General features: G+C 52.3%; 18 protein-coding genes and 1 pseudogene. 12 read left to right on the top strand and 7 right to left on the bottom strand.

Annotation, left to right across the window (positions count from 1 at the left end; genetic code table 11):
* Positions 1-97: transposase domain-containing protein (locus F8N96_RS33935; RefSeq protein WP_150799222.1), on the top strand; the 97-nt coding region annotated here is incomplete at its 5' end.
* A 622-nt stretch (positions 98-719) separates the two neighbouring features.
* Positions 720-989 carry a hypothetical protein gene (locus tag F8N96_RS33925; protein ID WP_150801496.1) on the top strand — a complete coding sequence of 90 codons (270 nt, stop codon included), beginning with the start codon at positions 720-722 and terminating at the stop codon, positions 987-989.
* Positions 990-1,513: 524 nt separating this feature from the next.
* Here the strand turns inward: F8N96_RS33925 and F8N96_RS33920 are convergent.
* A complete protein-coding gene (locus tag F8N96_RS33920) occupies positions 1,514-1,927 on the bottom strand; it encodes a hypothetical protein (RefSeq protein ID WP_150801495.1) in 414 nt (137 codons plus the stop codon).
* A 99-nt stretch (positions 1,928-2,026) separates the two neighbouring features.
* On the opposite strand from F8N96_RS33920, the gene F8N96_RS33915 reads away from it, so the two are divergent.
* Positions 2,027-3,082, top strand: a complete 1,056-nt coding sequence (locus F8N96_RS33915; RefSeq protein WP_150801494.1) for an AraC family transcriptional regulator — start codon at positions 2,027-2,029, stop codon at positions 3,080-3,082.
* A gap of 240 nt (positions 3,083-3,322) precedes the next feature.
* Here the strand turns inward: F8N96_RS33915 and F8N96_RS33910 are convergent, their stop codons facing one another.
* The gene (locus F8N96_RS33910) at positions 3,323-3,598 is read right to left on the bottom strand and encodes a hypothetical protein (protein ID WP_224794174.1); all 276 of its coding nucleotides are present in this window, start codon (positions 3,596-3,598) and stop codon (positions 3,323-3,325) included.
* A 1,215-nt stretch (positions 3,599-4,813) separates the two neighbouring features.
* Here F8N96_RS33910 and F8N96_RS33895 point away from each other — a divergent pair.
* On the top strand, positions 4,814-5,236 hold the full coding sequence (locus F8N96_RS33895; protein WP_150801492.1) for a response regulator: 423 nt from the start codon (positions 4,814-4,816) through the stop codon (positions 5,234-5,236).
* Here the strand turns inward: F8N96_RS33895 and F8N96_RS33890 are convergent.
* Positions 5,223-5,531 (bottom strand): DUF1652 domain-containing protein, encoded by a 309-nt coding sequence (locus F8N96_RS33890; protein WP_150744223.1) that lies wholly within the window; start codon positions 5,529-5,531, stop codon positions 5,223-5,225. The two genes, F8N96_RS33895 and F8N96_RS33890, sit on opposite strands and share 14 nt — an antisense overlap.
* Positions 5,532-5,705: 174 nt before the next feature.
* Between F8N96_RS33890 and F8N96_RS33885 the strand changes: the two genes are divergently transcribed.
* Together F8N96_RS33885 and F8N96_RS33880 are read left to right on the top strand one after the other, a co-directional pair.
* Positions 5,706-5,915, top strand: a complete 210-nt coding sequence (locus tag F8N96_RS33885; protein WP_150801491.1) for a hypothetical protein — start codon at positions 5,706-5,708, stop codon at positions 5,913-5,915.
* Between the two features lie 180 nt (positions 5,916-6,095).
* Positions 6,096-6,356, top strand: a complete 261-nt coding sequence (locus F8N96_RS33880; RefSeq protein ID WP_150801490.1) for a hypothetical protein — start codon at positions 6,096-6,098, stop codon at positions 6,354-6,356.
* 200 nt (positions 6,357-6,556) lie between these two features.
* On the opposite strand, the gene F8N96_RS33875 is transcribed toward F8N96_RS33880, so the two are convergent.
* Positions 6,557-7,180, bottom strand: coding sequence for a hypothetical protein (locus F8N96_RS33875; protein WP_150801489.1), 624 nt, complete (start codon positions 7,178-7,180; stop codon positions 6,557-6,559).
* A gap of 183 nt (positions 7,181-7,363) precedes the next feature.
* Here F8N96_RS33875 and F8N96_RS35655 point away from each other — a divergent pair.
* Together F8N96_RS35655 and F8N96_RS33870 are read left to right on the top strand one after the other, a co-directional pair.
* Positions 7,364-7,873 (top strand): annotated as a pseudogene (locus F8N96_RS35655) (IS5/IS1182 family transposase); the annotation flags it as partial.
* A 238-nt stretch (positions 7,874-8,111) separates the two neighbouring features.
* Positions 8,112-8,993 carry a phage antirepressor N-terminal domain-containing protein gene (locus tag F8N96_RS33870; RefSeq protein WP_224794173.1) on the top strand — a complete coding sequence of 294 codons (882 nt, stop codon included), beginning with the start codon at positions 8,112-8,114 and terminating at the stop codon, positions 8,991-8,993.
* A 289-nt stretch (positions 8,994-9,282) separates the two neighbouring features.
* Here the strand turns inward: F8N96_RS33870 and F8N96_RS33865 are convergent, their stop codons facing one another.
* Positions 9,283-9,696, bottom strand: a complete 414-nt coding sequence (locus tag F8N96_RS33865; protein WP_150801487.1) for a response regulator — start codon at positions 9,694-9,696, stop codon at positions 9,283-9,285.
* A gap of 341 nt (positions 9,697-10,037) precedes the next feature.
* Complete coding sequence (locus F8N96_RS33860) at positions 10,038-10,307, bottom strand: DUF1652 domain-containing protein (protein ID WP_150801486.1); 270 nt, start codon at positions 10,305-10,307, stop codon at positions 10,038-10,040.
* A gap of 812 nt (positions 10,308-11,119) precedes the next feature.
* Here F8N96_RS33860 and F8N96_RS33855 point away from each other — a divergent pair.
* The 4 genes from F8N96_RS33855 to F8N96_RS33840 all read left to right on the top strand — a co-directional run bounded on the left by F8N96_RS33855 (position 11,120) and on the right by F8N96_RS33840 (position 13,242).
* On the top strand, positions 11,120-11,371 hold the full coding sequence (locus F8N96_RS33855) for a DUF6555 family protein (RefSeq protein ID WP_150801485.1): 252 nt from the start codon (positions 11,120-11,122) through the stop codon (positions 11,369-11,371).
* Between the two features lie 8 nt (positions 11,372-11,379).
* A complete protein-coding gene (locus F8N96_RS33850) occupies positions 11,380-11,787 on the top strand; it encodes a GFA family protein (RefSeq protein WP_150801484.1) in 408 nt (135 codons plus the stop codon).
* A 134-nt stretch (positions 11,788-11,921) separates the two neighbouring features.
* Complete coding sequence (locus F8N96_RS33845) at positions 11,922-12,317, top strand: low affinity iron permease family protein (protein ID WP_150801483.1); 396 nt, start codon at positions 11,922-11,924, stop codon at positions 12,315-12,317.
* Between the two features lie 202 nt (positions 12,318-12,519).
* Entirely contained in the window at positions 12,520-13,242 is a 723-nt protein-coding gene (locus F8N96_RS33840; RefSeq protein ID WP_150801498.1) for an OBAP family protein, read from the top strand.
* A 17-nt stretch (positions 13,243-13,259) separates the two neighbouring features.
* Here F8N96_RS33840 and F8N96_RS33835 read toward each other — a convergent pair whose 3' ends face one another.
* Positions 13,260-13,484, bottom strand: a complete 225-nt coding sequence (locus F8N96_RS33835) for a DUF2188 domain-containing protein (protein ID WP_150801482.1) — start codon at positions 13,482-13,484, stop codon at positions 13,260-13,262.
* Between the last annotated feature and the right edge of the window lie 71 nt (positions 13,485-13,555).

Here is a 13,555-nt window from a genome sequence, read left to right as displayed (position 1 = left end):
TCCGTATGCTTACTTGAAGGATGTTCTTACACGCCTGCCGACGCAGCGTGCGAGTGAGATAACCGAGCTGTTGCCGCACAGGTGGGCGCCCGTTTAATCACACAAGGTGTGTTGGGCGGACGCTTACGGTTAACCCGCTGGCACTCACGCTCAGCTTCTTCTCGGGTCTGATAGGTTGGCTTCAGCCGCAGCTTTCCCTCATTGTCATAGAGGTTGAAGCCTATCGGTGCGGTCTGGCAGTAGTAACGCGATCCGTTACGCATCGATCCCGTTTCCGTTGGGATTGCAGGCACCACAACAAATCTCGAAATCATCTTCACGTCCTCTCCAAGCGCCCCTTACTACTAGCGGCTATTGGCCACCACGGCAAGCAGCCTTCCGCAGTTTCCGATGAAAAGCACGAGCGGCCTTCAGAGGTAAGCAGCATCTTAAAAAGGGATGCGTCGTCTTCTATCAAGCGCCTGCACATCATCTCACCCCTACATTCAGTAAAGGTTCCAGTAGTTGTCTACGATTGTGCGTGGATGCCCGACAGAGGCGACCAGAAACAAGCCATTCGCCGTTGCAAATCCCGTTCGGAAACGCGCCTCTTCACCGATGAAATCTGGGTGGAACTTTCAAGCGCGGCTGACCCCATACAAAAGGCCCTCAAAATGATCGAGTGAGCAACTCTGCGCATTGCGGCACAGCTCCGCAGTGGCAATTGACAGGAGATCCAAATGCTTGTGCTCACGGACATGCAGCGCGCGTACCTCAAGAAAATACGAGCCCTCAGCGAAGACCATCAGGGCAACGAAGTCTTTGCTGGCCTGACGCTCGAGGAGTCTATTCGATTCAATTTTTTGAGCGAGTCGCTCTTGGGGCAGGAGCATCGAACGCAGGAAGACGTCGATGAGTATCTCTCCCTCGTCCAAAAGCATGAGTATTACCGGCTTCAAGTGTTAGGGGCAGAGATAGAGGCGCAGCAAATCAGCTCGGCGCGCCACTAAGTTTGATGGCTCAATGTTTGAGATCCAGCACTCGGCGGAAGGTCGGCCTCGTTCGAGTCGATTCGTTCAGAGGGAATGATCAGGGTCGCTGCCGTTCTGACGGCCGATGTCTTAGGCATCACTCGATTTAAAATTCGACTTAACGTGCAGTCCTTTCTTCAACCTGGCTATCCCGTCCGTAAGTTTTGAGCCCGTCGGTCGATGCCCCTGGAGCACCTTCTCTTTGTGCCCGTTCCCGATGCTGCTCGACGAGTTGAATCGTTGTCGATTTCATCTGCGTCTCGGCGTAGTGCGTGGTAAGTCATGATTTTCCTACAGCAGCATCGCCTGCCCGATTTTCCGTTATACAAATGATTAGGCCATCATCGGCAGGGCCATTCCCACACGGTGCGTTTTTGACATTCGATGTCTCCTTCGAGACCTGCCAGCAGCGCAATTTCAGCTACGATTGCTGATAGGAGAAAGGGGGTACTGACCCTATGACTTCCCACAGAGCAAAACTGCCTAAGGGCCTGAGCTCTATTTCAGTGATCAGCTCGTCGCGAGAGCCGATTTGCCCAACGACATCGCCATAGGAAGGTTTGCTGGCAAGCATTGCCGTGAAAATATTCTAGCAGTGTGGTGACGTTTCTGACCCGAGCCGGCCTGCCGACGCGACATTGCAGGTTGAGCCAAAAAAATAAAAACAGATCAATCAAAAGGGTTCTGTAATGAACGACACGCGAAAGTCTCATCAACCCATAGCCTGTCTCAACCTGGCTCTTGAACGTAACAACCAGCTTTTCAGCGAAGCGCAGAGCTTGAGCTGCGCCGCGCTTGATATTCTTGATCGGCCCTACCTGGACGCGAGCGCTTTCAGCCAGTACCAGGAAAAGCGACGGCATGCCGACCTTAAATATGATCACGCCATCGAGCACCTGCGATCGCTCATGACGCAATACCACCCTCCCCGGCGCACCCAACATTTCCGATAACACACGGCCGTCAATTTCGCTTGGGCAATTATGGGTGGTTGATGAATAGGGAGAGGGCTAGCCATGTATAAATTGAGTACAGGTTATGCCAGCGTGGCGCTGAATACGCTTGCGGCGCAGGAACTGGATGTCGATCGTCTTTGTCACGAGGCTGGGCTTGATATAGCGCGCGAAGCTTTACCTGGATCATTCGTTGAGCGAAGCACTATTTACCACCTGTGGGATAGGGCGGCTCAGGCTTCCGGCGATCCAAACATTGGTCTGAAGGCCTATGAGACGTTTCATCCGGGTGCTTTTCAGATCATCGGCTATACCATGATGTCCAGCATGAACCTGCAGAAGGCGCTCGAACGCCTAGTGCATTTCAGCCCGTTGATCGGCACTGGTTTCACTCTCTTCATTGTCCAGGAACAGCAACACTACCGCCTCACTGCGCTCGATCATCATCAGAGCGGTTCGATCAAGCCCCGGCAATACACCGATGCCAGCCTCGCAACGCTGCTGAGTTTTTGTCGCTGGCTGAGCGGTAGCAACTCGCCGCAACCGCTGAGTGTGGAATTTAGCTATCCCCAACCGGAAGACATCCACGAGCATCTACGGTTGTTTGGCTGCGAGCTGCGTTTCGGGGCGTCTCATGACAGCATCCTGTTTGATAGCGAGGAGTTGCTGCGACCATTGCGGATGGCCAACGAGGCGTTGGCCCAGATTCATGAAAGCTACGCCAACGCTCAGCTTGAACTGCTGACTGACTCCACCATGGTCTGCAGGATTCGTGCGCTGATCACCGAACGCTTGAGTCAGCCGCAACGGCAGGGCCGATGTGATATGGAGTCGATTGCGGCGGCCTTGCACCTGAGCAAACGAACATTGCAACGGACGTTGGAGAAGGCAGGCACGCAGTTCAAGGATGTTCTGAACTATGTACGTCAGCAATTGGCCGACTTTTATCTGCGTCATTCACATTTCACAATGCAGCAAGTGACTTACCTGTTGGGCTTTCATGACCACAGCAGTTTTCACAAGGCTTGCCTGCGCTGGTTCGGCATGACGCCCGGTCAGTATCGAGCCAGTCAACAATCGCTCGAGGCCAACGAAAACAAGATTCTTCTGGCCCATTGAGGGAGGCTTTATGCCTGGAGGTGAGCGCCTCGGTGCTCACCTTGGTTTACGCCAGGAGAAATCATCCAGCCGGAAAATCCCAAGGCCAGTCTTTGCGGTATGCGCGTCCGGATTTGGTGCACATGCACGTAGGTGTTGTGTCAGCACCCATGTTTTAAACGATCCCTTAGACCGTGTCCTTACATCTCGGACTAAAAATGACTGAACTCACCATTAATTTGAGGGATTGCCTGCTTCTTTTCAGCCAGGATAATCATCGAGCCCAGTCCCAGCGTCCACGTTCTTCTGCTCGGGAACGGATCGGTGAAACACTCCGGCTTCAGCATCAGTACGCATCTGTTCGAGCTCTTTTATGAACGCTTTGTCTTGAACTGTAGGCTTAGTGGTGTATCGCTTACGTTCAGGCTCGGGTTGTGCGGCATACGTCGTTACCGCATCAGGGTCGCGCCGCAGCTTTTCTTCGACCTGAGCTTCCAGCATTGCACGAAGCGCGTTTTTATCTGGGCGATTTAGCAATTTGTTACTCCAGCGACAGGAAATTCAAGGCAAAAAGAGCTATGTCATTTGCCGGCAGATGAAACACGCAAGAAATTGATAGCTCCCACCGACGGGCTCGACGTTCAGACGGAAATTCGTCGACTCGCAGAATTTATCCGATTGGGCGCCAATCGACCAAACGGCGCCTTCCGTTCTGAATAGACGATTTGAAGCCGTTCCATGTTGTGCCGCTGGCACACATACTCCGCCTCTGCTCGGGTCTCATAGGTGGTCTGCAGCCGCAGCTTTTTCTCGTTGTCGTAGAGATTAAAACCTACTGTCGCAGTTTTACAGTAAGAGCGCGTTCCTTTGCGCATGGATTCCGTATCCGTGGGTAGCGCAGGAACAACACCGAATCTGAAGGCCATCTCACATCCTCTTCGAGTTCACCGTCGAGTCACTCTAACTACTAACTATTAGCGGCTACGGGCCACTACAGCAAGGAACGTTTATGCAAATCCGATGAATAGCTCAAGCTCGCGCCAATGGCCCTTGACGACTCCTGCACTATTGCTTTGGCGGAATACCTTTGAATTATCTTTTGTTAGCCCGTTGAGCGTATATGTGCGCCCTTGGTGTCCCCGTCTCCCCTATATATCAGCCGTGGTCTCATGGCTCCGGAGTGAGCAGATTGATTCGAGGCTGGCACCCGACGCTGCCGACTCAAAGCACCAGGAGGGCTTGATGAATCTCGATAGAAGGAATCGCGACTTCAATACGCCTGCTATCAAGCCAACCTCTTGTTTTGCTGACATCGAAAATCTGGCCCTGATCCATCAAGGCCAAAAGGAGCTCATCAGAAATTCGGTAGCGTCCACAATCCGGACAATCCCTCTCTTCCCATGGGCCATGACACTGAATGCGCTCTGCGGCACCGACACAAATTAGACAATTCATCGCGACCACCAATTTATAGTTATACCCGATCCGTCATGGGCCGCTTGCGACGGGCGTTCTCACAGGCACTTAATCGCGCGTGCTGATGAGCCTGGTGTTTGGTCGACTGAGAAGACCGAAAGGAAGTTCTGAGCGATGACGCTTTCGGTGCAAATAGGTCGTATCTACCGATCCCGCCTATCCGCTGGTGGGAAGCGGCAGCGCTCCTGGTTCCCTACCCCTATTCTCTAGCAGTGCCTGCACTGAGCGAGAGGCGGTCGAAAAGCTATTCGATCAAAAGCGATGGCGGAGCTTGTTATGACGACTACCCTTACCCTGCTAGACGGAGGCCTACTACCAATTCAAGGAGAAATTATCGTCATCGAAGACGACCCGACGCTGCGTTCGCTGATGGTAGATATTGTGGCTGAGATTGGCGCAAAAGCAGTAGCGTTCGACACTGCTGATGATGCGTTGACCTATCTGTTGGAAGGGCATGATCAGTGCCGTCTGGTGATCGCAGACCAGAGTGTTCCGGGGCAAATCCAAGGTATCGAATTCATCGAGATGGTAAGGGGTCGATGGCCGTACATCGGTGCAATTCTGACGTCAGGGTATCTGATAGACCCCACAACAGTACCGCCATCAACCATCTATCTGCATAAGCCCTGGTCACTAGACGACCTAGTCATCGCGGTGGCGTCTCTCCTGCAGCCTGATCACCCCATCAGTAAGATTTGAATCGACGTGACCTGGTGGGCTCTGAGGCTGCGAGTCCACCATTTACCGCCGCGCTCACGCACACAGCGTTTTGGCGAGCCGCAATTTCAATTCTGAGTTCGCTGATCAAATTCGAAATCGCCCGACTGGACGTGAGGTCTGACGCCAACAATCCGGGGACAAACAGCTCAACACGGCCCGAGGAAGGCTCAATCATCTTGATCAATAGCGACCCTTTTGGGTTTACGGTGCAGGTGCAGGAGCGAGGTAATAAACCGCTCTCAATGATATGTCGAAGCTCAAGAGCGGAAATCATATGGTTCCATCGAATGGGGAATTTGAACTCAGTCTTGTCTAAGAAACCCAGGAGTCAAGGAAGGCGACGAAGCAAAATTCACGACGAATTGTTTCGCCTGCTCTGGCATTGAGGTGATGTAGCCGATCCTTCAGTTTATACTGCTACGCTTGGCTTTTTCATGGAGGAAAATCGATGCCAAATTCAGACCTGCTTCCATCGCTGCTTTTCAAGATCAATCAAAACCAGCTTGCCCTTGAAGCCGCCATCATGGAGCTGACCAATTGGGTCGAGCAGCGCGGATCGGGAGACGTCGCCGGGAACGTGTGCGGTGCACTAGAGACGATCAGCAAAAACGAAGAGTTCATCAACATGAGCCTAGCGGTGCTCATGACGCCGGAGTGATCTGCCAATATGACGATTGGGCTTACGGCAAGCACAGTCGATCATCCAAGCACATGCACGCCAAGCCATGGGCCTCGAGACCCGTCGAGCCGTTGCGTTGAACTCAAACGTCACATGTTTCGTCTAGCGCATAAGGGCCGAAAACTAGGCCCTCATTCGGCACGTTGCAAGGACATCGCCATGACTACTATCACTGCACGCTTGAATTACATGCGTGACACCCTGCTTGGCCCTATCGCGAAAAGCGTTGAATGCAACGTTGTCATAACGCCTATCACGCCGGGAGCTTTTCAGCTGCGGGTGCTATCTCCCGTGCCAGATGACTTGCACAAGGCACATTCCTTGACCATTTTTCTTTCATCAAGAGATCACCTGACCGGCACAGTCGCTCACACGCGCAATTTAGATAACGGTGATTTGGAATTGCAGATCGACGTATGACAATCCATCTCTAGGCTGATAGCTATTTACGAGCGAAATGCCGACATCACCGCAAGACTTCACCCAGCTTACGCTTTCGTTCGGTCTCTACGATGTGAAAGCTACGCATCGAGTCCCCACATTCATGGCTGGCCGCAATCGGTTGCAGCCCGTTGTCACAGATAGCAATCGATCCAACGCGGCCGATATCGATTCAGTCTTTAAAATCGAGGCGCGCGCATAGAGCCTCGAGGCTCTGAGTCAAGCAGCATTGACTGCGCCGGATCGGGTGTATTTGAGGTAATGCTTGGATGGGTAGACTTTGCCTCCAGTCTGGAAGCCATTTTTCTTACCTCGTTGATATCGACAGGACTCAGCGTTGTGTAGGCGCCACCGATGCGGAAGGTTGCGGGGATGCCCTCCTTATAAAACTCACGGCGTTTTTCGTTGCCCACTGCGAACCATCCATTAGCGCGCAATGCCTTTTCCAGTGCTTCGCGCTCTTCTGGTTGAAATTCCAAGCGAATGGATCGGTAGGTCAGTTTCTCCAGTGCCACACCCGCGATCTTGACGCCTCCCATAGGATCTGCTTCGCTGGAAAAGTTATCTGTGACATCCAGTGTTATTTCCGCGCTACTGGCCGTTGCGCCAAAAATGTCCATTGGCTTGCTGCGCGTGCAGGACAGGTAGTTGAAGAAATCAACGCACTCTGTGAATCCTAGCGCTTTACCCAGCGTTTGGGTGCCGGGGACAAAGAGGCCTGAAACCTGGACGGTGGTCAGGCGTTCAGCAGATTGGGCAATACCTGCTACCAGTAGAAGAAAGATCGCTGCCAGCTTGTTCATAACACGACTCCCGCACATTTATTGAGTTTGAAATGAGTCATGGATCGCCTGCCCCGAACTCTAGTGCTCTACTCGCTTTACCGTGCTGGCAATTTCCTCACGAGGGGATGTTAGCTGTTGAAGTTATCTAACGTGATTACGTGACACATTAGTTCAGAATCCTCACCGCCATTACGCAGTACCGATCCGTCTGTGAGCACCCGCGCTGCGCACGATTACTTTGAGGAACTCGATGGAAGGCCCTGGCCGAAGTGCTACCGAAGCATGTATCACTGACTGATCCTCAAGCCCGCTGGACAGCTGCTCCGGGAGGCCCAGCGTTCTTCGTCTATTCCGCGAATTATCTAATCGATACCGAACATGGCGTCATTGTGGATGTGGAACCACCCCCACTCATCGAACGGCCAAGATAGTGTGCCAAGACCATGATCGACCAGGGAGAGAGCAATTCAACTTCAAGCCGGAGCGCAATATCGGCGATACCGCTTACGGTACCGCTCCGATGCTGGCCTGGATGGGGGAGGTAAAAGACATCGAGCCGCGTGTGCCTGTGTGGGACAAACCGAGCGCAACAACGACAGTTTAGCGAGCAACGATTTTCGCTGGATACAAAAGGCTGAGGAATTCTGCCCGACCGGCAACGCATTGTGCAGCGAATGGCGAGCCTCCAAGAAAGAGCGTTCGCATGTCAGCACGTCAACACCATCACCTCCTGAGCCACGCTGGCCGCCGCTGTGCATAACCTGAGACGACCAAAGTCACATCTGCCGCCGTCGCGGGATAGGTACGCCAGGCAAAAAACGGCCAGTAGCCAACCTTTACAAATCTTGAGCTACAATTTGAAGCCATGATGGTGGCATTTTGATTCGGTTTTCATCGGCTTTAGCTCGACGGATATTCGGGCATGGAGCCACAAAAAAGGAGCACCGCCATGCAGGAGCATCTGATGCCTGTCCCGTTCTACGAGGACACGGTAGTTCTGGTTGGTCAAGGTACTGATCCGTTTGTAGCTATGGAGCCGATCGTCACAAATATCGGACTGGACTGGAAAACGCAGTTCCGAAAATCGGGGGAAAGATTTCGCTCAGCTATGGTTGAAATGACCACCACTGGAAGTGATGGCCAGCAATACAGGATGACCTGTCTCCCCCTTCGTAAGCTTCCAGCCTGGCTCTACGCAATCAGCCCGTACAATGTAAAACCCGAATTTCGCGCGAAGATCGTTCGTTACCAAGAAGAATGCGACGACGTATTGTGGGACTACTGGACGAAGAGCAGCACTTCTCGTTCTGAAACGCCAAATGCTGCTCACTTAATAGCCCTCTCATGCCATCGGGTTGCACTGCTCAAAGAATTGAGTGGTACCAGCGATAACGCCATCCGCACTGCGATCCATGAGCAGCTTGCGCTTGTTTCCCACCAGTTAGGATTGTCAGTCCCCGACCTAACCAGTATTGGGATTAGGACACCGGCACCCGCTGACATATTGGTCGAGTTCTGGAGTGCGCTAGCACTCCTAGATCGCAAGGGTGTGCGCTACAACCACTGCACCCCATCGAAGGCTTTTCTTTACTTGCAGCTTCCCCACCTCGCACAACTGTTCAAAAAACATAACATTTCGATCAAGTTCACACGTGAACTACGACAAGCGATGAAAGAATCCAAGCAGCCACGTTATGTGAGTAACACTACCCAACACAGCGCAATGGAGCATATTTCATTGAAATGCTGGGTATTCGAGTGGCCCATTCGCCGTGAGCGGGAGGTTTTTGATCCCCTTCAGAAAAATCCCGTTCGGCGTAAAACAGCCTGACTTAATGCTCAGTCGCCTAAGGACGCAACGACCGCAAGCTCCAACACGCGCAACGAGCAAGCCGATCTCGAAGCCCGCCATTGATCGGGCTTTTTCCCTTTGGCATGAACGGTCAGAGTCATGTTGAGCCAGTCCTCGGATTTCAAGTAGCAGCGTGCAAAAAAGCGTTTTCACCAGGCAATGATCAGCCAGTTTGGGCAGACCCACGGCAGTGGCCGCAATCACTTAAATGCTCAACATTAAAAATAAAGCGACAAAGACCTTTTCGCCCATGGGTAAAGCCTGCGGATCATCGTCCTGCGAGAAATCTACCAGGTTTAAGTAGGGTGGTTACGGCCAGTATCAGATTATCGATAGACCAGGGCTTGTGAAGGTAAGTCGTTCCAGCGGGTATCTCCGAGGAATTCAGGTAGCAACCGGATGTGAGAATTGCCCCGGTCGAGGGCCATCGAAGCTTCATCATCTCAATAAAGTCTGCGCCTTGAATTTGACCGGGTAGGCCATGATCCGCGATCAACAATGGACAACCGCCACTCGATCCCGACATGTACTTCAAAGCCTCATCGGCAGTTGAGAATTCCAGCGAACGCAAACCCAGGTCGTTCAAAATCTCCCCGACTAGCATGCGCAACGTTGGGTCGTCTTCCACGACGATTACCCATCCTGTCAGGGGTGAAAGTTTTTCCCATTGGGTTTTTTTCATGCGCCGGTTCCTCGTCTCGGCTCATTTCCATGCCAGGCTGATAGATTTTTCAGTGTAGGCGTTATTTTTTGATTGAGGCTAGGAACCCGAGCCATCTTGATACCTTGATTCGTTACGTGCGGTGTGAGGACGAATGGCAGCTCGCGAAGAATGGGTTGGAAACACTTTTAGGCGACTGACTCCAATCGCTACTGCCCGGTGGCGCAGGGTTGAGCGTTGAAACGGCTATCAGGTTTGCAACCAAAAACGTTGTAGTAGGAGCACCATGACAATGGTGCTGCTCAACCTGATCCAGCGTGTAAGTCTTACGGATATAAGTCGTCGCTTGCGGGATCACTTGCTCATCTATGAGATACGCAGAAGTTGTTGAGGTCAGTTCTTCTGTTATGGGTAAAATTGAGCTCTTTCTTGAGTTCATTTATGAGCTGGGCTATAGCATGGTCTCCAGTGAGCCGAGATACAGAAATGCCGGTAACAAGAAGCTCGACTCGCCTGGATATCGGCTCGATAATCTGAATTTGAAGTGATCCCGATGGCTCGACCCTACATTCGCATGAGAGCGGCAGAAACGCTGATTCGATGACGTGGCATAGCTCGAGAGTGGACAACATAATGGCTCCGTTGGGTTGAGCCGGCCAAGGCGCTCAAGCTTGGTTGAACGGAAATTTAAATCTCAGGCTTAATGCCATTTTCTAGATCCATGGCGAAGCGGTGGCAATTTCAGCCTACGCCCATCTGCGAGACGCGTTATACCGTTTGGGAGCGAACACAGCCCATTCTCTCGTACACCTACGGTTTATACACGGCAGCTACCGGCTCGGTGGTGGCTTGAGTGCATGACCGGTGAAGTTCACTGCATCGCGAATCCCGGTGTGACCATGACAGCCGGATAGATGTCGCACACACCCAACCAAGAAATGCTCTACCCATGGATGCCAAAAACCGTCCGTCCCATCACGACGACAGCTACCCACGTTGCCATGAGTCCAACCAAGAACCAAATAAACTCGCTGCTGTTCATGGTGCCTGTTCTCGTTGCTCTCGCTTCGCTCACTCTGTGTGAACGGGCTGCTAGGCGATGGATTGCGACAAGGTGAGTGACGATCACCTGTACTTTCATATCGTCTCGCTACGCATTGCCTATATCCATTGGCCGTTCGTACCAACGAATAAGCCGACTGTCACGGCAGCAATGGACTTTACTTCCCCTCAATGGGTCTTCGCAGTTGACCCGCGCAGAATGCGTTCATTCAATTTTTGCGCGCCGCTACCCCATAGCAACCATCTTCATGAGCTAAATCTTTCAGCCTTCAAATCGATCCGACCGCCCCAGAGAAAATCGATGGTTACCCCGGTACAAAATCCTTTGAATTTTTTCCAGACCCAACCACTCCTTTGTCTATGAGCAAATGGAGGGGGCCTCATGAATACCGATCTTTACATCATCGAGTACAAGCTTCACGGGGAGGCCAAGTCCTTCATCATCAGGGCGAAGATAAGAAGCAACGCCGATGCTTGGCATTGGGCAAGTTGTGACGCTGGGGTGGCGCCTATACCGAAACCAGGACGACTGCCGCTCAAAGTCGTCACCAAGCCTCAAGCTGAAAAGTACGGGCTCAGTGATGTGATATGGCGTGAATCGGCAATCTTGGATTGGACAGAGGTGGCAACGTGATCACACACATGCTCAAAGCCATTGGTAAGATCCCAATTCAGCCTCATCACCGAGCGAGCTGTCACTGCGGTGCCGTTGTTCTCGAGATCCATTTACCTGCAGGTCTGCCTGAACCACATCGATGTGATTGCTCGTTCTGCAAACGCAAGGGAGCGATAGTCGCTGCAGTGCCAGCAGCAGATTTGAAGGTGATTCGCGGAGAAGCTGCATTACGCAAGTATCAGTTCGGAAGGCAGGTCGCCGAACATTTCTTTTGCGGGATCTGCGGTATTTATACCCATCACCGACGCAGTACCAATCCGAACGAATTTGGCTTCAATATCGGCTGCATGGAAGGCGTTAATCCCTATGATTTGGGGAGCGTTCCGATAGCAGATGGTGGCGAGTGGGAGGAACCTGTGGGCCCGTCTCGTTAGCGAAAATTTTCTTCCCTAATTCACCTCCCATTGATGTGAGAACCAGAAGGTTCCCAACGACGAGGGCATTTTTTCAGAAAGAATTTCAAAGGCTCACCGTGGTCTACCTGTCACTACACCAAGAGCTCGCAATCATGAAATTCTCAAACTTCTGCCAAGCACTTTCCAACCGGGCTGGCAGTTCGAAGACGTTCCTCACCGCTATTTGTCTCATCGTTGTGTGGGCAGTGACGGGCCCGTATTTTCATTTCAACGATACGTGGCAACTGATCATTAATACGTCGACGACGATCATCACTTTCCTAATGGTTTTCCTGATCCAGAACACCCAGAACCGGGACAACGACATTTTACATCTGAAAATCGATGAGCTGATTCGAGCGACCAAGGAAGCGCAAAACGCCACGTTGTCCTTGGACAAGATGGGCACCAGGGAGCTTAGAAAACTGCGGAAGCAGTACAGCGTTATGGGTGAAGCCGGTGAGATCAGTTTTGGCGATTCCGGGGACAATGCCCATAGCCCCAAGTAGGTTGCCTGGAACATCCTGGAGGCCGTTGTCTTCATCAGTTTGAACGCAAGCTCCCAGGCGCTTTCTATCAACGTATGTGGGTACCGGTAACCAACGCGGTTGTCGCTCGTCATCAACGCCTGAAACCTATTTGTAAGAAGGATCTGCAATGAAAAAAAATAATCCTCAGCGCACGTTTTTCATCGCATCCAGACCATCGTTGATGCTGATGATCCTCGGCTTGCTGACTGCATGCGCCGGTAACACTACGTCGTCCAATGTCGTTGCACCGGGCGAGGAAAAGACAGCCACGACCCGCACATTGGATGCAGGCGCCGCCCTGCTCCAATCACGCCCGCCCATCGATGCACTTAATGCCTACCTCGATGGATTTCATTTTTACAACGGCCATCCCGACTTTCAAATGGAGGCTCACCACTATTGCTCCATCCTGAATGAAGAAGTGATCCAGTGCGTGATCTACGATGGAAATCGCAAGGACGCGAAGCTCATGGGGGTGGAATACATCATCAGTGAACAGCTGTTTGCCAAACTGCCCGACGCTGAAAAAGCGCTGTGGCACAGTCATGTTCATGAGGTGAAGTCCGGCCAATTGGTTGCCCCCGGCATTCCGGACATTGCAGAACATGCGCTTATGGAAAAGCTCATCCATACCTATGGCAAGACCTGGCATACGTGGCACACCGACCTCAACAAAGAGCTACCGCTGGGTGTTCCGCAACTGATGATGGGATTCACCGCTGATGGCCAGATCGACCAGCGACTGGTGGCAGATCGGGACAAAAGACTTGGCGTCGATAGCATCCAGAAAAAGAACGCTCGGGCCGACATCCCTGCACCAGTTATTGACCCAGGTGCTGACGCTTGGCACAAAGGAAAGGTCATTCAAATCGAAGATCCGACTGGCAATCCGCATCAGCAATGAATCATCAGGATGACTGGCTAGCCTTTGGATTTTCGTGGGTCAGCACTACGAGGAAAGGTTCTTTCTTCCTGAATAGTCCCGTCCTCTTTGTGAATCTTCAGCGACGCCTTTTTACCCTGAAGGAACTCACCCGCCAGCGCGGTGATTTCAGCCTTGGTCGAGGCCGTCTTCGACGCCCTTTGCGCGCCTTCCTTTGTCAGTGCCCACAGCTTGTCGGTCTTGGTGATGTGATAGTTGTCCATCCGATCTCCCAGCGCGCTGCGCGCATTTGCAATGTGGTGTTTGGTTGACCTCTACGCTCTCAGCGAGTTTG

It is taken from the genome of Pseudomonas fluorescens (genome assembly GCF_902497855.1).
In the GTDB taxonomy this organism is placed as follows: domain Bacteria; phylum Pseudomonadota; class Gammaproteobacteria; order Pseudomonadales; family Pseudomonadaceae; genus Aquipseudomonas; species Aquipseudomonas fluorescens_BI.
This window is presented reverse-complemented; position numbering and strand designations above follow the sequence as displayed.